The sequence below is a fragment of the Variovorax sp. DAIF25 genome, from assembly GCF_050711835.1.
GTDB lineage: Bacteria > Pseudomonadota > Gammaproteobacteria > Burkholderiales > Burkholderiaceae_C > Variovorax.
Window position 1 is genome coordinate 4188416 of sequence record NZ_CP136636.1, and the last position, 19752, is coordinate 4208167.

Below are 19752 nucleotides of genomic sequence, written 5' to 3' on the forward strand. Positions count from 1 at the left end.
TTTTTCATCGGCGTCGCGCAGATCGAACGCCAGCCACCGCCGTGACCACGTTGAGCACCTGCGCGAGACGCGCCGCATCGGCGATCTCCACGGTGAAGGTCATCCATGCCGTGCCCTTGACCGACTGCGTCTGCACGCCGATCACGTTCATCTTCTCGCGCGCGAAGACATCGGAGATGTCGCGCAGCAGGCCCTGCCGGTCGGCCGCTTCCACGGCGACGTCGACCGCATAGACCGGCGCCTCACCCTTGGTCGCGCCCCACTCCACGTCGATCACGCGCTCGCCGTCGCGCGAGGCCATCGTGCGGAAGTTGCTGCAATCCACGCGATGCACGCTCACGCCATGCCCGCGCGTGACGAAGCCCGCGATGGCATCGGGTGGCGCCGGCTTGCAGCACTTCGCGAGCTGCGTCATCAGCGAGGACACGCCGACCACCAGCACGCCGCCCTTGCCCGACTTCTCGCTCGCGCGCGGCTTCTTGATCTGCACGCCGTCGTCGGGATTCGCCGGCGGCTCGGGCGGACGCAGCAGCGTCTCGATGTTGCGCAGCGAGAACTCGTCCTTGCCGACCACTTCGAACAGTTGGTCCGCCGACTTGAAACCCAGTTGCGAGGCGAGGTCCTCGAGCCGCATGGCCGTGCGGCCTTCGCGCTGCAGCAGCTTCTCGACCGCCTCGCGGCCGCGCGCCACCGTCTCGTGCGTGATCTGCGCATTGAACCAGGCACGCACCTTGGCGCGCGCGCGATGGCTAGCGAGATAGCCGAGCTCCGCATTGAGCCAGTCGCGCGAGGGCCCGCCTTCCTTGGCCGCGATCACCTCCACCGTCTGCCCGTTCGACAGCGGCGTGTTGAGCGGCACCATCGCCCCGTCGACGCGCGCGCCGCGGCAGCGATGGCCCAGCGTGGTGTGCACGGTGTAGGCGAAGTCGACCGGCGTCGCGCCCTGCGGCAACTCGACGATCGCCGCATCGGGCGTCAGCACGTAGATGCGGTCGTCGAACAGGCCCTGGCCCTGCAGACCACCCGACAGGTCGCGCTCCCACGCCAACAGCTGGCGCAGCACCGCGATCTTGGCGTCGTACTCGCCGCTGGCCCACACGCCCGCGTAGCCCTTGTGGCCGGCTTCCTTGTAGGCCCAGTGCGCCGCCACGCCATGCTCGGCGTGGTCGTGCATTTCCTCGGTACGGATCTGGATCTCGATCGGCTTGCCCACCTGGCCGTCGACCAGCGCGCGCACCACGGTGTGCAGCGACTGGTAGCCGTTGGGCTTGGGCCGCGCGATGTAGTCGTCGAACTCCTCGTCGATCGGCTGGAAGTGCGAATGCACCCAGGCCAGCGCCGCGTAGCAGTCCTTCACGTCGGGCACCACCACGCGCAGCGCGAGGATGTCGAAGACCTGCGCGAAGTCGAGCGACTTGCCGCGCATCTTCTTGACGATGCTGTAGATGTTCTTCGGCCGCCCCTGCACGACGGCGCGGATGCCCTCGGAGTGCAGCTCGCTCTCGAGCCGCGAGCGCAACTGCTCGACGTAGCTCTCGCGCTCGATGCGCTTCTCGTCGAGCAGGCGCGCGATCAGCTTGTAGGTTTCGGGCTCGAGGAAGCGGAACGAGAGGTCCTCGATCTCCCACTTGACCTGCCAGATGCCGAGCCGGTTCGCGAGCGGCGCGAACACCTGCAGCGATTCGCGCGCCACGCCCTCGGGCACCGGCTTCTTGCTGGCGGCCGCGTAGCGCAGGGTCTGCAGGCGCGAGGCCAGGCGCAGCATCACCACGCGCAGGTCGCGCGAGAACGCCAGCAGCATCTTGCGCACGTTCTCGGTCTGGGCGCCCGCGCCCTCGTTCTGGTGGGCGCGCGCCGCCGCGCGGGCCTGCTCCTGCACGCGCACGAGCTTGGTGGTTTCCACCGCCAGCGCCGCGAAGTTGTCGCCGAAGACCTTGGCGATGACTTCCTGCGGACGGTTGAGATGCGAACAGGCATAGACCAGGTAGCTCGCGCCCTGCATGGCCTCGGAGCCGCCCATCTTCTTGACGATGGCGGCCACCGCGTCGGCGTGCGCCAGCGCGTTCTCGCCGGTGTCGAGCAGTTCGTCGACGATCAGCGGCTCGGCGAAGGCGCGCGCGCGCGCGAGCATGTTCTCCATCACCGGCGAGCGCTCGGCGGTGGCGGCCGACAACGGATAGTCGACGACGATGCCGTCCGAAGCCGGCATCCCCTGGAGGCTGGAAGACTCGCGCTTCACGCCGCCCTCAATCGAACAGGAAGTCCACGACCACCGCGGCCTGCGCGGGATCGACGAAGGTCGGCGCATGGCCGACGCCCTCGAACTCGACCAGCGCCGCATGCGGGCCGCGCTGCGTCATCGCGGTGACGGTCTCGCGCGACAGCAGGTCGGACTGGGCGCCGCGCGTGACGAGCACGCGCGCCGTGATCGCGTCGTAGAGGCCCCACATGATGGCGCCGCCCTGTGCCGCGGCTTCGGGCGTGATGGCGCGCAGGCCGACCGCGAGCGCCGGGTCGTAGTGCAGCATCCACGGACCGTCCGTGCCGGCCGGCGCATCGACCTTGGCCGTGCCATCGGCGCTGCGCTGCGAGGCCAGCACGACCATGGGCCGCGTCAGTTCGAGCCATTGTTCGGGCGTGTGCGGACCGAAGCTGGTGGAGATCGCCCACATCGCGTCGGCCGCCTGCTGCAGGCTGTCGTACCGGCCGCCCTGCCCCACGTAGGCCGCGATGCGCTGGATCGCCGCCGCCTCGATGGTCGGGCCGACGTCGTTGACGACGAAGCGCCGCACCGGCGCCGGCAACGGCAGTTCCTTGTGCCCGGCCAGCACGAAGCCGATCAGGCCGCCCATGCTGGTGCCCACGTAGTCGAACGTCTGGATCGGATGCTGCTGCTGGAGCTGCGCGAGCAGCGCCACCATGTCGCCCGCGTACAGCGGCACCTGATAGGCGGCCGGGTCGCGCAGCCAGTCGCTGGCGCCGCGGCCGGCCACGTCGGGGCAGACCACACGCACCCGGCCTTGGGCGCGCGCCACGAGCGCACGGGCCAGCGCATCGAAATCGCGGCCCTGCCGGGTCAGGCCGTGCACGCAGAGCACCACGTGCGGGCTGCCCGCGTCGCCCCACTGCCAATAGGCCATGCGGTGGCCGCCGTGGGTGTCGTTGCACGCCACGTGGTGAAGCGTCGGTTCGGTCATGGAAACAGGGCCGTTCTGGTGCGGATAATCTTCTCGTCGCATCCTAATTCATCCGGAGATTCATCTTCATGCTCAAAGGCAAAACCGCTCTTGTCACGGGGTCCACCAGCGGCATCGGGCTCGCCATCGCCCAGTCCCTCGCCCAGCAGGGCGCCGACATCGTGCTCAACGGCTTCGGCGACGCCGAGGCGCCCAAGGCGCAGATCGCCGCGCTCGGCGTGCGCGCCGAGTACCACGGCGCCGACATGAGCAAGCCCGACCAGATCGAGGACATGATGAAGTTCGCCGCCGCCAGGTTCGGCCGCGTCGACATCCTGGTCAACAACGCCGGCATCCAGCACGTGGCCAAGGTCGAGGACTTCCCGCCCGAACGTTGGGACGCGATCATCGCGATCAACCTCACGAGCGCCTTCCACACCACGCGGCTGGCGATTCCCGCGATGCGCGAAGCCAACTGGGGCCGCGTCATCAACATCGCCTCGGCCCACGGCCTGGTGGCATCGGCCCAGAAATCGGCCTATGTGGCGGCCAAGCACGGCATCGTCGGCTTCACGAAGTCGGTGGCGCTCGAGACCGCGACCACCGGCATCACGAGCAACGCGATCTGCCCGGGCTGGGTGCTGACGCAGCTGGTGCAAAAGCAGATCGACGACCGCGCGGCACGCGAAGGCATCAGCGCCACGCAGGCACAGAACGACCTGCTGGGCGAGAAGCAGCCCTCGCTGCAGTTCACCACGGTGGAACAGCTCGGCGGGCTCGCCGTGTTCCTGTGCTCGCCCGCGGCCGACCAGGTGCGCGGCGTGGCCTGGCAGATGGACGGCGGCTGGACCGCGCAATAGGAAGAAACACGGGCGGAGCGCGCCAGGCGCCCCGCCCCCGCAGCCCTTACTTGAGCTGCACCGATCCCGAGACGTTGACCACCACGCTGGTCTTGCCCGCCTCGATCGGCACCTGCGCGTCGGCCGAGAAGGACTTGGCCGACGCCGCCATCATGCGCGGACGGATCGGTCCGCCGTCGTTCGCATTCACCGACACCTCGCGCAGCGTGTAGCCCGCGAAGCCGAAGTTCTTCGAGAGCTCGGTCGCCTTCTGCTTGAAGGCGTCGATCGCGAGCGTCTGCGCCTCGGTCTCGGTCTTCGCGCGCTGCTCGCGGCTCAGGCCGAAGCCCACGTTGCCGACGGTCAGCGTCGTGATGCGACCGGCCGTCTGGGCGATGCGCGGGAAGTCGCGGCCCTCGAGCACGAGCTCGGCCGTGCCCTGCCAGCCGTTGATCTTGCCTTCGCGCGTGTAGCGCGGCGACAGGCTGAAGTTGCCGGTGCGCACGTCGAGCTGGCCGGCCTGCGCGTTCTTGCGCGCCTCGGTCAGCGCCGCATCGAGCGCGGTCTTCAGTTGCGTCTGCACGCTGCCGGCATCGGTGCCGTCGCGCGTGGTCACGAGCGTCATGCTCAGCAGGTCCTGCTGCACCTCGACGGTTCCGTTGGCGCTGAGCTGCAGCACGTTCTGCGGCGGCGCCACGACGGCGTTCTGCGCCATGGCCGCGCCGGCCAGGCCGGCCCATGCGGCACACGCTGCGATCAAGGTGATGGTTCTTTTCAAGATTGGCTCTCCCAGGTTGTAGGTACGCCGATGACGTACGAGAAGAAGGCGGGCACTCGGTGCACCCGCCCTCGCGGCGCGAGCCATGGCTCGCGCACTGCGCTCAAGGTCGCTGGCTGCGCGGCGCGGGCAGGAGCCGCGCGGCCGGCATCGGCGCCGGCACGATGCGTTCGGCCGGCTGCGATTCTGCCGAATGCGCGGAGATGCCCGGCGTGCTCCACTGCCCGCGCACCTGCTGCCGCAATTCGTACAGCTCGGCCGGCGTGAGGCGCCGTCCCGCGATGGCTTCGCCGCGGCGCATCTCGTCGCGTTGTGCAGCGCGGTGCGCGGCCACCGCGGCCCGCAGATCGTAGCGGCGCCCATCGGCCACCCGAAGGAATTCGGCCGCCGAGATCGACGGCACACAGGCACACGCGAGCAGCAGCAAGGGTGTGGCGGATGAAAGAAATCTCTGCGCAAAAGTCATAGGGCAGAGGCACTGTGCCACCGCCGCGCTTACATCGGATGACTGGACCGCGAGCGGTCGCAAGTTTTGTAACTTAGTGTCAGTCTCAAAGCAAATCCGGCTCAACCGGCTTCCAACACCTTCAGAATCGGCGCTGTTACAAATTCGACGTTGTAGAAATGACTCAAGTTCCCGCTCGCACCGACAAGATCGTGATCGTCGACGACGACGCCCGCATCCGCGACCTGCTTCGCCGCTACCTGACCCAGGAAGGCTTCGAGGTGATCGTGGCCGAGGACGGCAAGGCGCTCAACCGCATCCTGTTGCGCGACACGGTCGACCTGATCGTGCTCGACCTCATGATGCCCGGCGAAGACGGCCTGTCCATCTGCCGCCGCCTGCGTGCCGCCAACGACCGCACGCCGATCATCATGCTCACCGCCAAGGGCGAAGACGTCGACCGCATCGTCGGTCTCGAGGTCGGCGCCGACGACTACCTCGGCAAGCCCTTCAACCCCCGCGAACTGCTGGCGCGCGTGCACGCCGTGCTGCGCCGCCGTCCGCCGCTCGAGGCGCCCGGCGCGCCATCGACCGAGAACGAGACCGTCACCTTCGGCCCGTTCACCTTCGACCTGGGCTCGCGCACGCTCAAGAAGGACGGCGAGGAACTCTCGCTGACCACCGGCGAGTTCGCGATGCTCAAGGCGCTGGTGCGCCACCCGCGCCAACCGCTGTCGCGCGAGAAGCTGGCCCAGCTCGCGCGCGGCCGCGAGTTCGAGCCCTTCGACCGCAGCCTCGACGTGCAGATCTCGCGCCTGCGCAAGCTGGTCGAGTCCGACGCCGCGGCACCGCGCTACATCCAGACGGTGTGGGGCGTGGGCTACGTCTTCGTGCCGGACGGCACGGCCTGACGCGGCACCAGCGGTGGCCATCGGCCTCCCCTCCGGAAGAGAAGCCCCCCAGGAGGACGGCGCCCAGGTCACGATGCCCAGCCCGCTCGAGGGCGCGGCGCAGCGTGACCGGCGCCCCGGGCTCAAGCTCGGCTTCAGCCTGTTCTGGCGCACCTTCTTCCTGCTCGCCCTCCTGCTGATCGGTTGCACCGTCGCCTGGCTGCAGACCTTCCGCTCGCTCGAATACGAACCGCGCGCGATCCAGACCGCGCACCAGATCGCCTCGCTCGTGAACCTCACGCGCGCGGCGCTGGTGTACTCGGACGCGATCACGCGCGTGTCGCTGATCAAGACGCTGGCCGACCAGGAAGGCGTGCGCATCCTGCCGCGCGAACCCAACGACCGCGTGCAGCCCTACACCAGCGGCGCGCTCGACCAGCGCGTGACCGAGGAACTGATCGACCAGCTCGGCGCCGGCACCACGGTGGCCAGCCGCGTCAACGACGAGGCCGGCCTGTGGATCGGCTTCACGATCGAGAGCGACACCTACTGGCTGCTGCTCGACCCCACGCGCTTCAGCCGCGTGGGCGGGCGCACCTGGCTGGTCTGGCTCAGCACCGCCATGGCGCTGTCGCTCGCGGGCGCGGCACTGATCACGCGGCTCATCAACCTGCCGCTCAAGCAGCTCTCGCGCGCCACCATGCAGGTGCGCGAGGGCGAGTACGAGGCGCATCGGCTCGACGAGCGCGCGCGCACCAACGAGATCCGCGCGGTCAACATCGGCTTCAACCGCATGGCCGACCAGCTCGCCAAGATCGAGCAGGACCGCGCGATCATGCTGGCAGGCATCTCGCACGACCTGCGCACGCCGCTCGCGCGGCTGCGCCTCGAGACCGAGATGAGCGTGGCCGACGAGGACGCGCGCGACCACATGGCGGCCGACATCGCGCAGCTCGACGCGATCATCGACAAGTTCCTCGACTACGCGCGGCCCGACCATGTCGATCCCAAGCCGGTGCTGCTGCGCGACGTGGTCGACTCCTGCACCTACGCCGTGCAGGACTACGAGGAGATGAGCATCACGGTCGACGTGCCGCCCGACCTGCGCGTGATGGGCGACGAGGTCGAGCTCACGCGCGTGATCTCCAACCTGGTCGAGAACGCGCGCCGCTACGGCAAGACGCCCGCCACCGGCATCGCCGACGTGGTGATCCAGGCGCAGGCGAGCAACGACGCCGTGCTGATCAAGGTGCGCGACCGCGGCGCCGGCGTGGAGCCGGCCCAGCTCGCGCAGCTCACCAAGCCCTTCTTCCGCGGCGATGCGGCGCGCACCTCGGCCGCGGGCGCGGGCCTGGGCCTGTCGATCGTGGCGAAGAACATCGAGCGCATGGGCGGCACCTTCGCGCTCACCAGCACGCCGGGACGCGGCCTCGCGGCGCACATCCGCATGCCGCGCGCGATGCCGGTGCCGCCGCGGCCGGTGCAGCCGCCGGTGCGCAAACTCTGAGAGAAAGAAGAAGTCGCGCGCTCAGCGGTGCAGCAGCACCACAGCGCGCGCTTCCATCGCGCGGCCCTCGCCCACCGGGCCCAGTTTCTCGGCCGTCTTGGCCTTCACGTTGACCTGCTCGCCCGCGATGCCCAGCGTCTGCGCGATGCGCTCGCGCATGGCAGGGATGTGCGGTGCCAGCTTCGGCGCCTGCGCGATCACGGTGCTGTCGACATTGCCGATCTGCCAGCCCTCGGCGCGCACGCGGCGCGCCGCCTCGGCCAGCAGCACGGCCGAGTCGGCGCCGCGGAACTGCGCATCGGTGTCCGGGAAATGCCGGCCGATGTCGCCCAAGCCCGCGCCGCCGAGCAGCGCGTCGGTGATCGCATGCAGCAGCACGTCGGCATCGGAATGGCCGAGCAGGCCCGTGACATGGGGCACCTCGACGCCGCCGAGGATCAGCTTGCGCCCCGCCACCAGCTGATGGACGTCCCAGCCCTCGCCGACGCGGATGTTGAAGGCGCCACTCATGCGAGCACCTTCTTGCGCGCCAGCAGCAGCGCCTCGGCCAGCGCGAAGTCCTCGGGATAGGTGACCTTGAAGTTCTGCGCGCTGCCCGGTACCAAGAGCGGCGTCAGCCCGACCGCCTCGATCGCGCCCGCCTCGTCGGTCACCGCGTCGCCGGCACGCTCGAGCGCGTCGAGCAGCATGCCGATGCGGAACATCTGCGGCGTCTGCGCGAGCCACTTGTCGGCGCGCGGCAGGGTCTGCGCCACGCGGCTGTCGGCGGTCGACACCTTGAGCGTGTCGGCCAGCCGGTGCGCCAGCAGGCCGCCGACGGCATCGTGCTCGCAGGCCGCGATCAGCGCCTCGATCTGGCTCGGCGTCACGAGGCAGCGCGCCGCATCGTGCACCAGCACCCAGTCGTGCGCGCCGGCCCCCTTCTGCCGCAGCGCCAGCAGGCCGTTGCGCACCGAGGCCGCGCGCGTCACGCCGCCCACGCGCAGCAGGTGCTCGTCCTGCAGCGGAAAGAGCGGCAGCGCGGCGTCCACGTCGCGGTCCTCGGGCGCCACCACCAGCGCGATGCCGGCGAAGCGCCCGTTCAGCGCGCGGAAGGCCTCCAGCGTGTGCGCCACCATCGGCGCCCCGGCCAGCCGCCGGTACTGCTTCGGCTGCGGGGACTGCGCATGGCCGGCACGGTGGCCGGAACCGGCGCACGGGATCAGCACGAAGAGGCGGGAAGAAGACATGGTGCGGCAGACGGTCGGCCAGTGCGCCGACAAGCAGAAGAAGGGCCGCCATTCTAGAATCGACCCCATTGCACACCCCTCGCCAGTCGGCGCGGGGTGTTGTGCATTTCCAGCAAGCCTTTATGGACCTCCCCCATCTCACGGCGGGCAAGCGCTTCACGCTGCCGCGCCCCCCGCTGTCGGCCGATGCACTGCTGCTGGCCCAGCTCGCGCGGCGCGAAAAGTCCGCGGGTCGCGCCACGGCCATGTTCACGGCCGATGCCAACGACGCCCAGCGCCTGATCGACGAGATCGCCTTCTTCGCGCCCGAGCTGCGCTGCGCCCTGTTTCCCGACTGGGAGACGCTGCCCTACGACAGCTTCTCGCCGCACCAGGACCTGATCAGCGAGCGCCTGGCCACGCTGTGGCGCATCAGTCAGAAGGAAGCCGACGTGGTGCTGGTGCCCGCCACCACCGCGCTCTACCGGCTCGCGCCGCCGTCCTTCCTCGCGGGCTACACCTTCCATTTCAAGACCAAGCAGAAGCTGCAGGACGCCAAGCTCAAGGCGCAGCTCACGCTGGCCGGCTACACCCACGTCACGCAGGTGGTGAGCCCGGGCGAGTACGCGGTGCGCGGCGGCCTGATCGACCTGTTCCCGATGGGCTCGCCGGTGCCCTACCGGGTCGACCTGTTCGACGACGAGATCGACTCGATCCGCACCTTCGACCCCGACACCCAGCGCAGCCTCTACCCGGTGCCCGAAGTACGGCTGCTGCCGGGCCGCGAGTTCCCGATGGACGACGACGCGCGCGCGCGTTTTCGCGGCCGCTGGCGCGAGCTGCTCGAGGGCGACCCGACCAAGAGCCGCATCTACAAGGACATGGGCAACGGCGTGGCCACCGCCGGCATCGAGTACTACCTGCCGCTGTTCTTCGACGAGACGGCAACCGTGTTCGACTACCTGGGCCCCGACACCACCGTCGTGCTGCATGGCGAGCTCGAGCCCGCGTTCCAGCACTTCTGGCAGGACACCGGCGAGCGCTACCGCCTGGTGCGCGGCGATCCCGAGCGCCCGGCGCTGCCGCCCGAGGCGCTGTTCCTCAACGCCGAGCAGTTCTACCAGCGCGTGAAGCCGCATGCGCAGCTCTCGATCCGCTCGACCGCCGACGCCGCGCCCTTCGCCGAGTTCGACACCCTGCCCGCCTTCTCGGTGGTGCGCGGCGCCGACGATCCGCTGGTGCGGCTCAAGGCCCACATCGCCGCCACGCCGCACCGCGTGCTGATGATCGCGGAGAGCGACGGCCGGCGCGAGAGCCTGCTCGACTTCCTGCGCGCCAGCGGCGTGAGCCCGCCGGCCTTCGACTCGCTGGCCGAGTTCGAGGCCGCAACCGACGAGAAGATCGGCATCGCCACCGCCGCGCTGGCGGCCGGCTTCGCCTGGCGCGAACAGGGCATCGACTTCGTCACCGAGACCGAGCTGTTCGCCACCGGCAGCACCGGCCGGCGCCGCAACAAGAAGCAGGAACAGGTCAGCGACGTCGAGGCGCTGATCAAGGACCTGTCCGAGCTCAACGTGGGCGACCCGGTGGTGCACTCCGCGCACGGCATCGGCCGCTACCGCGGCCTGATCCACATGGACCTGGGCCAGGGCAGCGATGCCGAGGGCAAGCCGCTGCTGCAGGAGATGCTGCACCTGGAGTACGCCGACAAGGCCACGCTCTACGTGCCCGTGAGCCAGTTGCACCTGGTGAGCCGCTACACCGGCGTCAGCGCCGACGAGGCGCCGCTGCACAAGCTCGGTTCGGGCCAGTGGGACAAGGCCAAGCGCAAGGCCGCCGAGCAGGTGCGCGACTCGGCCGCCGAGCTGCTCAACATCTACGCGCGCCGCGCCGCGCGCGAGGGCCATGCCTTCCGCTACTCGCCGGCCGATTACGAGGTGTTCGCCAACGACTTCGGCTTCCAGGAAACCGCCGACCAGAAGGCCGCGATCCATGCCGTGGTGCAGGACATGATCTCGCCGCAGCCGATGGACCGCCTGGTCTGCGGCGACGTCGGCTTCGGCAAGACCGAGGTCGCGCTGCGCGCCGCCTTCATCGCGGTCACCGGCGGCAAGCAGGTGGCCTTCCTCGCGCCCACCACGCTGCTGGCCGAGCAGCACTACCAGACGCTGGTCGACCGCTTCGCCAAGTGGCCGGTGAAGGTGGCCGAGATGAGCCGCTTCCGTTCAACCAAGGAAATCACGACCGCCGCCAAGGGTCTGGCCGAGGGCACGGTCGACATCGTGGTCGGCACCCACAAGCTGCTCTCGGAGTCGGTCAAGTTCAAGAACCTCGGGCTGCTGATCATCGACGAGGAGCACCGCTTCGGCGTGCGCCATAAAGAGGCGATGAAGGCGCTGCGCGCCGAGGTCGACGTGCTCACGCTCACCGCCACGCCGATCCCGCGCACGCTGGGCATGGCGCTCGAGGGCCTGCGCGACCTCAGCGTGATCGCCACCGCGCCGCAGCGCCGGCTCGCGATCAAGACCTTCGTCCGCAACGAGGGCACCGGCGTGATCCGCGAGGCCGTGCTGCGCGAACTCAAGCGCGGCGGCCAGGTCTACTTCCTGCACAACGAGGTCGAGACCATCGAGAACCGGCGCCAGAAGCTCGAGGAGATCCTGCCCGAGGCGCGCATCGCCGTGGCCCACGGCCAGATGCCCGAGCGCGAGCTCGAGCGCGTGATGCGCGACTTCGTGGCCCAGCGCTACAACCTGCTGCTGTGCTCGACCATCATCGAGACCGGCATCGACGTGCCGACCGCCAACACCATCGTGATGAGCCGCGCCGACAAGTTCGGCCTGGCGCAGCTGCATCAGCTGCGAGGCCGCGTCGGCCGTTCGCACCACCAGGCCTATGCCTACCTGATGGTGCCCGACACCGAGGGCCTGACCAAGCAGGCGGCGCAGCGGCTCGACGCGATCCAGCAGATGGAGGAGCTGGGCTCGGGCTTCTACCTCGCGATGCACGACCTCGAGATCCGCGGCACCGGCGAGGTGCTCGGCGAGAACCAGAGCGGCAACATGATGGAGATCGGCTTCCAGCTCTACAACGAGATGCTCAGCGAGGCCGTGCGCTCGCTCAAGGCCGGGCAGGAACCCGACCTGCTGTCGCCGCTGTCGGTCACGACCGAGATCAACCTGCACGCCCCCGCCCTGCTGCCCGACGACTACTGCGGCGACGTGCACCTGCGGCTGTCGTTCTACAAGAAGCTCGCCACCGCGAAGAACCCCGACCAGATCGACACCCTGCTGGAGGAGATCGTCGACCGCTTCGGCAAGCTGCCGCCGCAGGCCCAGACCCTGATCGACACCCACCGCCTGCGCGTGCTCGCGCGGCCCTACGGCGTGGTCAAGGTCGACGCGGCGCCGGGCGTCATCAACATCACCTTCAAGAAGGATCCGCCGGTCGACTCGATGGCGATCATCCACCTGATCCAGAAGAACAAGCACATCAAGCTGGCCGGCAACGAGAAGCTGCGCATCGAGCGCGAGCTCAAGGAGCCGAAGGAGCGGGCGCAGATGGTGCGCGATGTGTTGCGCAGCCTGGGCCAACCCACCACCAAGGAAAGCATTCCCGCATGAGCGCCGTCGCAGAAATCTCCCCTGGCCTCGTCCTGCAGCGTTTTTCGCCGCCGCTCGCCCTCCAGGACTTCAAGCTCATCGCCTTCGACATGGACTCGACGCTGATCAGCATCGAGTGCATCGACGAGATCGCCGATGCCGTCGGCAAGAAGGCCGAGGTGGCCGCGATCACCGAGGCCACGATGTGTGGCGAGATCAAGGACTTCAAGGAAAGCCTGCGTCGCCGCGTCGCGCTGCTGAAAGGCGTGCCGGTCGGCGCGCTGCAGCAGGTCTACGACGAGCGGCTGAAGCTCAACCCCGGCGCGGCCGAACTGGTGGCGGCCTGCAAGGCGGCGGGCCTCAAGGTGCTGCTGGTCTCGGGCGGCTTCACCTTCTTTGCCAACCGCGTGAAGGAGCGCCTGGGCATCGACTTCGCGCGCTCGAATCTGCTCGACGAGGCCGACGGCCAGCTCACGGGCCAGGTCGCGATGCAGAGCTGGGGCGACATCTGCGACGGCGCCGAGAAGCGCCGCACCCTGCTCGAGGTGGCCTCGCTGATGGGCATCTCGGCACAGGAATGCATCGCGGTGGGCGACGGCGCCAACGACCTGCCGATGATGGGCGAGGCCGGGCTGTCGGTGGCCTACCACGCCAAGCCCAAGGTGCGCGAGCAGGCGATGGTGGCGATCAACGAAGGCGGGCTCGACCGCCTGCTCGAGGTCGTCCGGCCCTGACCGGTCAGGCCGGGCTGCCGGCCGCCGGCGACCTGGCCGCGGTGCCCAGCAGCCGCTCGCGCATCGACGGCACCACGGTGTCGGCCGCGCGCTCGAGCTGCTCCACCAGGCCGCCCACGCCGACCGCGAAGCGCGCGCCCGAGGCGCTCGAAGCCGAACCCAGCGCGATGATGCCGATGCCCTCGGTGACCACGCCGCGCGAGAACGCATAGCCGCGCTCGCGCGTCTCCTGCACGCGCGCCTTCACGTAGTCGGCATCGACGTCCTGCCCGCCGGGCTTGAGGCGCGCATTGCTGCGATGGATGGTGCGCGCCACGTGGTCGTCGCTGCTGGCCGCGAGCAGCGCCCAGCCGGTGCCCGACATGCACAGCAGCCGGCGCGTGCCGGGTTGCACGTTGAACTGGATCGCGCGGCTGCCGAAGATCACGTGCACGTATTGCGCGTAGATGTCGTTCTCGACCGCGAGGATGGCGGTGAAGCCGGTCTCGCGCGCGATATCGCCGAGCACGGTGAGCAACTGCCCGCCCTGGAACATCGAGTCCATCACCCAGTCGCCGATCGAGGCCAGGCGCGGCGTGGCGAGGTAGGCGCGCAGCGAGGAGTCGTAGCGCAGATAGCCCAGCGTGGCGACGCTCTTGAGCAGCACCTGTGCGCTCGACAGCGGGTAGCCGAGCCGCTCGGAGATCTCGCGCACCGTCACCGGCCGCCGCACCTCCCGCAGGTACTCGAGCACCTGAAACACCCGCCCCGCCGTCTTGATGACCGATTGCTCCACTTCATGTTCTCCGCGGTCCCAGCCGGCATGTTGCGCGCTCGACCGCCCGGGCCGGACCGCGCGCGATGCTACTGCAACTCGATGCCGGTGATGCCCATCAGCCGCTTCCAGCGCTCGATCTCCTCGGCCTGGTAGCGGCGCAGTTCGGGCGCCGAGGACATGATCAGTTCGGTGCCCTGCTTGCGGTAGTAGGCCTGGATCTCGGGTGTCTGCGCGGCCTTCGCGAACAGCGCGCCGAGCTGCTCGAGCGCGGCCGGCGGCGCCTTCGAACTCACGGCGGCGGCAACCCAGTTGAACGCGAGGTAGTCGGGATAGCCGGCCTCGCCGACGGTGGGCACCTCGGGCAGCACGATCGAGCGCTTGGGCGCGGTGAAGGCCAGCGGCCGCACGCGGCCCGAGCGCGCGAGCTCGTTGGCGCCGGTGGCATCGACCACCGCGAAATCGACCTCGCCCGTGAGCACCGCGTTGACGGCCTCGCCCGCGCCCTTGTAGTTGATGCCGGCGGTCTTGATCTTCGCCATCTCGTTGAACCATTCGGAGTAGAGCGTGTACGACATGGAGCCGCTCGCGTAGTTGAGCTTGCCCGGCCGCTTGCGCGCATCGGCCACGAGGTCGGCCAGCGAACGGTGGGCCGAGGCGGCCGGCACGATGACCAGGCAGGCGCCGCGCGACAGCAGCGTGATCGGCGCGAAGTCGGCGATCGGGTCGTAGGGCAGCTTGCGGAAGGTGGCGGCGTTGGTGGTCAGCGTCGAGTTGCTGCCGATGAACACCGTGTGGCCGTCGTGCGGCGGATTCAGCGCCGTCTGCACGCCGATGAAGCCGTTGCCGCCGGGCTTGTTCTCCACCGTCACCGCCTGGCCCGAGAGGTCGCCGATGCTCTTGGCGAACAGGCGCGCCGTGATGTCGGTGCCGCTGCCGGGCGGGAACGGCACGATGAAGCGCATGGCGTGCGAGGGAAAGGCCTGCGCCTGCGCGAGGCCGGGCAAGCTCGCGGCACCGGCCAGCGCCGCGCCGGTGCCGAGCAGCAGCCGGCGGCGGTCGCGAGAGAAATCACTCATGGGGTCGTCTCCTGGTTTCCTGTCTTCAGCGCCGCGAGCCCAAGAGCTCGCGCGCCACCACCCAGCGGTGCACCTCGCTGGGTCCTTCGTAGATGCGCATCAGCCGGGTCTCGTTGGCCATCTGCTGCAGCGGCATTTCCTTGGTCATGCCCATGGCGCCGAAGACCTGCATCGCCATGTCGATCACGTCCCAGGCCATCTCGGTGGCGTAGACCTTGATCATCGAGACCTGCGAGCGCGCCTCCTCGCCGCGGTCGATGCGCGCGGCGGCCTCGTAGGTCATGAGGCGGCAGGCGTGGATGCGCGTGGCGGCATCGGCCACGCCCCATTGCACGCTCTGGCGGTCGGACAGCAGCGCGCCGAAGGTCTTTCGCATCGGCGCGTACTCGCAGACCATGTCGAGCGCGCGCTGGGCGCGGCCGATGCACCAAGCCGCCATCTGCACGCGCCGGCTCGACAGCCGCGCCTGCATCGGCGCGAAGCCCTGCCCTTCCTTGCCCAGCAGCTGGCCGGCGCCGACGCGGCAGTCCTGCAGCACCACCTCGTAGGTCGACACGCCGCCGAGCATCGGGATGCGGCGCTCGACGATGAAGCCCGGCGTGTCCTTGTCGACGATGAAGGCCGAGATGCCGCCGCGCGAGCCGAGCGCCTTGTCGGTCACGGCCATCACGATGGTCCAGTCGGCGCGCGCGGCGCGGCTGATCCAGATCTTGCGGCCGTTGAGCACCCAGTTGCCCTGCGCGTCGCGCTCGGCGCGCGTGCCCATCGCCGACGGATCGGCGCCCGCGCCGGGCTCGGAGATGGCGATCGCCGAGACCGTCTCGCCGCGCGCATAGGGCGCGAGGTAGCGCTCGGTCTGCGCCGCGTCGGCCGTCTTCAGCAGCATGCGCAGGTTCGGCGAATCGGGCGGCAGGTCGTAGGGCACGATGGTCTTGCCGAGTTCCTCGTTGACGCCCACCATCGCCGTCACCGGCAGGTCGGAGCCCCCGAGTTCGGCCGGCGCATCGAGCCCCCAGAGGCCGAGCTCGCGCGAGAGCGCATCGAGCCGCTCGTGCTCCTCGGGCCTCAGCATCAGCTGCCCGCCCTCGGCTTCGCGTTTCAGCACCGCCGGCTCCAGCGGCAGCAGCTCGTCGCGCACGAAGCGCGCGACCAGGTCCTTGAGCATGCGGTGCTCGTCGTCGAGTTCGAAGTTCATGCCCCGCCCCTCACTCGCCGGCCACCGCGCGGCTGGCCTTGAGCCGCGCGATGGCTTCCTCGCCGAGGCCGGCCTCGCGCAGGATCTCGCTGGTGTGCTGCCCCACCGTGGGCGCCTGGCGGTACACGCGGGTCGGCGTGGCCGAGAAGCGCGCCGTGGGCCGCAGCTGGCGGATCGGCCCTTCGGTCGGATGCTGCGCGTCCTCGAACAGGCCCACGGCCTTCAGATGCGGATGCGCGGGCAGGTCGTCGAGCGCATAGATCGGCGTGGCCGGGATGTCGAGCTTCTCGCACAGCGCCATCCACTCGGCCGTGGTCTTCAGCGGCGACAGCTCGCGCAGGTGGCCGTAGAGCGCGCGCACCTGCGCATTGCGCTCCTGCCGATTGGCGATGCTGTAGCGCTCGGCCAGCTCGGGCTGGCCGACCTCGACGAAGAAGGCCTGCCAGTGGCGCTCGGTGTAGGGCAGCATGCTGATCCAGCCGTCGCGCGTGCGCGCCGGCTTGCGCCCGCCCTCGAGCAGCCGCGGATAGCCGGCCTTCACCGCCGACCCCTGGAAGGTCATGCCGCCCATGTGCTCGGCCAGCACGAAGGCCGCCATGGTCTCGAGCATCGGCACCTCGACGTACTGGCCCTGCCCGCTGCGCTCGCGGTGCAGCAGCGCCGCCAGCACCGCGTTGCAGACCGCGAGGCCGGTGGTCTTGTCGGCGATCAGGCTGGGCGTGTAGTCGGGCTGCTCGCGTCCCACCGAACCCACGCCCACCAGCCCGCAGGCGGCCTGGATGATGTCGTCGAAGGCCGGCTTGTCGCGGTGCGGACCGTCCTGGCCGAAGCCGGTGGCGGCGCAATACACCACCTTCGGATTGAGCTTCGCCACCGCGTCGTAGCCGAGCCCGAGGCGCTCGACCGCGGCCACGCGCATGTTGTGCACCACCACGTCCACCTGCGGGATCAGCGCGCGCAGCGCGGCCACGCCCTCGGGCGACTTGAGGTCGACCGCGAGCGAGCGCTTGTTGCGGTTCACGGCCAGGAAGATCGAGCTCATGCCCGGGTGCTGCGAGATGCCGTTGGCGCGCATCATGTCGCCCTCGGGCGGCTCGACCTTGATCACGTCGGCGCCGTAGTCGGCCAGCATCTGGGTGGCCAGCGGGCCGAGCACCACGGCCGTGAGGTCGAGCACGCGGATGCCCTGGAGCGGGCCCGAGGGCGCATTGGAAGTCGTATCGGTCATAGGGAGAAAGGAAGAGGGATTCAGTTGGGCAGGCCCACGAGATGCCGCGCCATCACCACGCGCTGGATCTGGCCCGTGCCCTCGACGATGTCGAGCGCCTTCACGTCGCGGAACAGCTTCTCGATCAGGTGGTCGCCGCGGCCGCCCGCCAGGCCCAGCACCTCCATCGCGAAGCTCGTGGCCTCGAAGGCGGCCGGCGGCGCGAGCGCCTTCGAGGCCGAGGCCTCGAGCATGTTGGGCTGGCGCCGGTCGGCCAGCCAGGCCGCGCGCAGCGCCATCAGCAGCGCGGCCTTGAGCTTGCGGCGCGAGCGCTCGAGCCGGTCGCGCAGCCGCAGGTCGGAGGCCAGGCCCTGGGCCTGCATGAAGGCCGCGGCCTCGTCGAGCGCGGCGCGGCCGATGCCCACCGCCATGCCGGCGATGGCCGGACGGCCCGCGTTGAAGGTGTTCATCGCGCCCTTGAAGCCGCCCGAGCGTTGCTCGTAGTACGCCTCGCCGCCGAGCAGGTTGGCCGCGGGCACGCGGCAGCCCGAGAGGAAGAAGGAGGTCGACTCGTAGGCCTTCAGGCCCATCTTCTTCTCGATGCGGAAGTCGCCGAAGCCCGGCGTGCCGCGCTCGACCACGAAGGCGCGGTGGCCCGCGCGGCCCAGCGCCGGATCGATGGTGGCGAACACCACGGTCCATTCGGCGCGGCCCGAGTTGCCCGAGAAGGACTTGGCGCCATCGAGCACCCAGTGGTCGCCGTCGCGCCGCGCGCGGGTCTTGATGTTGGCCACGTCGGAACCGCCCGAGGGCTCGGTCATCGCGAAGGCACCCCAGATCGGGCGCTGCGGATTCACGAAGGGCGAGAGAAAGCGCTGCTTCTGCTCGGGCGTTCCCATCGAGAGGATCGGCGGTTCGCCCAGGCCCGGGCCCGGCAGCGCGACGCCGATGCCGCGGTCCCAGTAGGCGCCCTCCTCGGCCAGCAGCACCTGGGCCACGGCCGAGCCGGCCTTGTTGGGCGCGGGCGCATCCGCGCCGTCGGGTGCCGCGTCGGCCGCGCGCCAACGCGTGCGGCCGAAGCCCTCGGCCAGCATGCGCACGAAGAAGGGGTCGTCCACCGGCAGCGGCGCGCCCGCGCGGTCGGCGCGCCGGCCCGCGGGCCGCATCTCGTCGCGCCCGAGGCGGCGCAGGGTCTGCAGGCGGGCCTGGTCGTCAGCGCTGATCGAAAAATCCATCTCAGGCTCCCTGGGTCGTTGGGTCGGTGGTGGCAAGAAAGTCGATCGGCGCGGCGATCGCGGCCGGCAGCGCGTCGTCGCGCGCGGCATCGGCGCCGCCGAGCAGCAGGCCCAGCGCGCGCAGTTCGCGCAGTTGCTTCTCGACCGGGTAATCGCGCATGAAGCCCGCGCCGCCGAGGATCTGCACCGCGTTGGCGCCGATGAAGACCGCGTTCTCGATCGCCTCGATCAGCGCCGTGGCCGCGGCCTCGCGCGCGGGCCGGCCGGCATCGAGCCGCCAGGCGGCCTCGTGCAGCAGTTGGCGCGCGGCGTCCACCGCGCTGTGCATGTCGACGATCAGGAAGGCCAGCGCCTGGTGGTGCGCGATCGGCTTGCCGAAGGCGACGCGCTCGAGCGCGTAGCGGCGCGAATAGTCGGCCGCCGCATGCATCTGGCCGACCAGCAGCGCCGCGAGCTGCACGCGCGCATGGGCCAGCGCGAGCGCGGCGGCCGCGGAATCGGTCCACGCGGCCTCGACCGGCGCGCGGTCCACGCGCAGCTCGCTTGCGCCCGCGGCACGCAGACCGGCGCCGGGCAGCTCGGTGAGCACGATGCCCTGCGTGACCAGGCGCAGCCCGTCGCGGCTCAGCACCGCGAGCAGGTCGATGCGGTCGGTCGGCAGCCAGGCCCCGTGGCCGCTCAGCGCATCGCCATCGCTCGTCCATTGGCCGCGCGCATCGAACACCAGCGCCGCGCGCGCATCGGGCCGTGCCAGCAGCGGCTGCAGATGGCGCTGCAATGCCGCCTCGCCGCCGAAGGCCAGCAGCGCCTGCGCGACCGCGCCGACCGGCTGCAGCGCCAGTGCCGCGCCGGGGCAGCCGGCCGCCAGCCGCTCGGTCACCAGCACGCGCGCGAGCGCGCCGAGGCCGGCACCTCCCGCGGACTCGGGCCAGTCGATGCGGTCGAAGCCGATCTGGGCCGCCTCGCGCCGCACGGCCTCGGGCAGCGCGCGCTGCGCCTCGAAGGCGCGCTGCGAGGGCAGCAGCTGTTCGTCGGAAAAACGCTGGGCCGTCTCGACCACCAGCGCGAGTTCTTCATCGAGTGCGAAATCGATCATGGCGTGC

Annotated in this window: 17 protein-coding genes; 5 read left to right on the plus strand and 12 right to left on the minus strand. The window is 70.2% G+C overall.

Annotated features, from left to right (window positions below):
* Positions 1–4: 4 nt before the first annotated feature.
* Both R0232_RS19435 and R0232_RS19440 read right to left on the minus strand, forming a co-directional pair.
* Positions 5–2209, minus strand: a complete 2205-nt coding sequence (locus R0232_RS19435; protein ID WP_431509111.1) for a RelA/SpoT family protein — start codon at positions 2207–2209, stop codon at positions 5–7.
* A gap of 37 nt (positions 2210–2246) precedes the next feature.
* Complete coding sequence (locus R0232_RS19440) at positions 2247–3197, minus strand: alpha/beta fold hydrolase (RefSeq protein WP_431509112.1); 951 nt, start codon at positions 3195–3197, stop codon at positions 2247–2249.
* A 68-nt stretch (positions 3198–3265) separates the two neighbouring features.
* Here R0232_RS19440 and R0232_RS19445 point away from each other — a divergent pair, with 68 nt between their 5' ends.
* A complete protein-coding gene (locus tag R0232_RS19445) occupies positions 3266–4036 on the plus strand; it encodes a 3-hydroxybutyrate dehydrogenase (RefSeq protein ID WP_093342285.1) in 771 nt (256 codons plus the stop codon).
* Between the two features lie 46 nt (positions 4037–4082).
* On the opposite strand, the gene R0232_RS19450 is transcribed toward R0232_RS19445, so the two are convergent.
* Positions 4083–4793: an SIMPL domain-containing protein gene (locus R0232_RS19450; RefSeq protein ID WP_431509113.1), complete on the minus strand. Its 711-nt coding sequence runs from the start codon at positions 4791–4793 to the stop codon at positions 4083–4085.
* A 103-nt stretch (positions 4794–4896) separates the two neighbouring features.
* Complete coding sequence (locus R0232_RS19455; RefSeq protein WP_256222452.1) at positions 4897–5220, minus strand: hypothetical protein; 324 nt, start codon at positions 5218–5220, stop codon at positions 4897–4899.
* 197 nt (positions 5221–5417) lie between these two features.
* Between R0232_RS19455 and ompR the strand changes: the two genes are divergently transcribed.
* The gene (gene ompR, locus R0232_RS19460) at positions 5418–6149 is read left to right on the plus strand and encodes an osmolarity response regulator transcription factor OmpR (protein WP_093342288.1); all 732 of its coding nucleotides are present in this window, start codon (positions 5418–5420) and stop codon (positions 6147–6149) included.
* A 73-nt stretch (positions 6150–6222) separates the two neighbouring features.
* The gene (locus R0232_RS19465; RefSeq protein ID WP_093342290.1) at positions 6223–7635 is read left to right on the plus strand and encodes a sensor histidine kinase; all 1413 of its coding nucleotides are present in this window, start codon (positions 6223–6225) and stop codon (positions 7633–7635) included.
* A gap of 21 nt (positions 7636–7656) precedes the next feature.
* Here the strand turns inward: R0232_RS19465 and ispF are convergent, their stop codons facing one another.
* On the minus strand, positions 7657–8145 hold the full coding sequence (gene ispF / locus R0232_RS19470; protein WP_208510877.1) for a 2-C-methyl-D-erythritol 2,4-cyclodiphosphate synthase: 489 nt from the start codon (positions 8143–8145) through the stop codon (positions 7657–7659).
* Positions 8142–8864, minus strand: coding sequence for a 2-C-methyl-D-erythritol 4-phosphate cytidylyltransferase (gene ispD / locus R0232_RS19475; protein WP_093342490.1), 723 nt, complete (start codon positions 8862–8864; stop codon positions 8142–8144). Before ispD ends, ispF begins: the two co-directional genes overlap by 4 nt.
* Before the next feature lie 122 nt (positions 8865–8986).
* Between ispD and mfd the strand changes: the two genes are divergently transcribed.
* Positions 8987–12466, plus strand: a complete 3480-nt coding sequence (gene mfd, locus R0232_RS19480; protein ID WP_431509114.1) for a transcription-repair coupling factor — start codon at positions 8987–8989, stop codon at positions 12464–12466.
* Positions 12463–13179, plus strand: a complete 717-nt coding sequence (gene serB, locus R0232_RS19485) for a phosphoserine phosphatase SerB (protein ID WP_431509115.1) — start codon at positions 12463–12465, stop codon at positions 13177–13179. Before mfd ends, serB begins: the two co-directional genes overlap by 4 nt.
* 4 nt (positions 13180–13183) lie before the next feature.
* On the opposite strand, the gene R0232_RS19490 is transcribed toward serB, so the two are convergent.
* From R0232_RS19490 to R0232_RS19515, 6 genes are all read right to left on the minus strand, one after another.
* Positions 13184–13954 carry an IclR family transcriptional regulator gene (locus R0232_RS19490; protein ID WP_057591639.1) on the minus strand — a complete coding sequence of 257 codons (771 nt, stop codon included), beginning with the start codon at positions 13952–13954 and terminating at the stop codon, positions 13184–13186.
* A gap of 68 nt (positions 13955–14022) precedes the next feature.
* Complete coding sequence (locus R0232_RS19495) at positions 14023–15012, minus strand: Bug family tripartite tricarboxylate transporter substrate binding protein (protein WP_208510872.1); 990 nt, start codon at positions 15010–15012, stop codon at positions 14023–14025.
* 25 nt (positions 15013–15037) lie between these two features.
* On the minus strand, positions 15038–16207 hold the full coding sequence (locus R0232_RS19500) for an acyl-CoA dehydrogenase family protein (RefSeq protein ID WP_431509116.1): 1170 nt from the start codon (positions 16205–16207) through the stop codon (positions 15038–15040).
* Between the two features lie 10 nt (positions 16208–16217).
* Complete coding sequence (locus R0232_RS19505; protein WP_431509117.1) at positions 16218–17435, minus strand: CaiB/BaiF CoA transferase family protein; 1218 nt, start codon at positions 17433–17435, stop codon at positions 16218–16220.
* A 20-nt stretch (positions 17436–17455) separates the two neighbouring features.
* The gene (locus tag R0232_RS19510) at positions 17456–18649 is read right to left on the minus strand and encodes an acyl-CoA dehydrogenase family protein (protein ID WP_431509118.1); all 1194 of its coding nucleotides are present in this window, start codon (positions 18647–18649) and stop codon (positions 17456–17458) included.
* Between the two features lies 1 nt (position 18650).
* Positions 18651–19745, minus strand: a complete 1095-nt coding sequence (locus tag R0232_RS19515) for an acyl-CoA dehydrogenase family protein (RefSeq protein WP_431509119.1) — start codon at positions 19743–19745, stop codon at positions 18651–18653.
* Positions 19746–19752 lie beyond the last annotated feature (7 nt).

What these genes read in the sequence shown, in the direction of transcription:
- R0232_RS19445 (WP_093342285.1), top strand. Translation starts at nt 3,266, where the DNA reads ATGCTCAAAGGCAAAACCGCTCTTGTCACGGGGTCCACCAGCGGCATC.
- R0232_RS19510 (WP_431509118.1), bottom strand. Translation starts at nt 18,649, where the DNA reads ATGGATTTTTCGATCAGCGCTGACGACCAGGCCCGCCTGCAGACCCTG.
- R0232_RS19515 (WP_431509119.1), bottom strand. Translation starts at nt 19,745, where the DNA reads ATGATCGATTTCGCACTCGATGAAGAACTCGCGCTGGTGGTCGAGACG.
- R0232_RS19505 (WP_431509117.1), bottom strand. Translation starts at nt 17,435, where the DNA reads ATGACCGATACGACTTCCAATGCGCCCTCGGGCCCGCTCCAGGGCATC.
- ispF (WP_208510877.1), bottom strand. Translation starts at nt 8,145, where the DNA reads ATGAGTGGCGCCTTCAACATCCGCGTCGGCGAGGGCTGGGACGTCCAT.
- serB (WP_431509115.1), top strand. Translation starts at nt 12,463, where the DNA reads ATGAGCGCCGTCGCAGAAATCTCCCCTGGCCTCGTCCTGCAGCGTTTT.
- mfd (WP_431509114.1), top strand. Translation starts at nt 8,987, where the DNA reads ATGGACCTCCCCCATCTCACGGCGGGCAAGCGCTTCACGCTGCCGCGC.
- R0232_RS19500 (WP_431509116.1), bottom strand. Translation starts at nt 16,207, where the DNA reads ATGAACTTCGAACTCGACGACGAGCACCGCATGCTCAAGGACCTGGTC.
- R0232_RS19495 (WP_208510872.1), bottom strand. Translation starts at nt 15,012, where the DNA reads ATGAGTGATTTCTCTCGCGACCGCCGCCGGCTGCTGCTCGGCACCGGC.
- R0232_RS19435 (WP_431509111.1), bottom strand. Translation starts at nt 2,209, where the DNA reads ATGCCGGCTTCGGACGGCATCGTCGTCGACTATCCGTTGTCGGCCGCC.
- ompR (WP_093342288.1), top strand. Translation starts at nt 5,418, where the DNA reads ATGACTCAAGTTCCCGCTCGCACCGACAAGATCGTGATCGTCGACGAC.
- R0232_RS19440 (WP_431509112.1), bottom strand. Translation starts at nt 3,197, where the DNA reads ATGACCGAACCGACGCTTCACCACGTGGCGTGCAACGACACCCACGGC.
- ispD (WP_093342490.1), bottom strand. Translation starts at nt 8,864, where the DNA reads ATGTCTTCTTCCCGCCTCTTCGTGCTGATCCCGTGCGCCGGTTCCGGC.
- R0232_RS19465 (WP_093342290.1), top strand. Translation starts at nt 6,223, where the DNA reads ATGCCCAGCCCGCTCGAGGGCGCGGCGCAGCGTGACCGGCGCCCCGGG.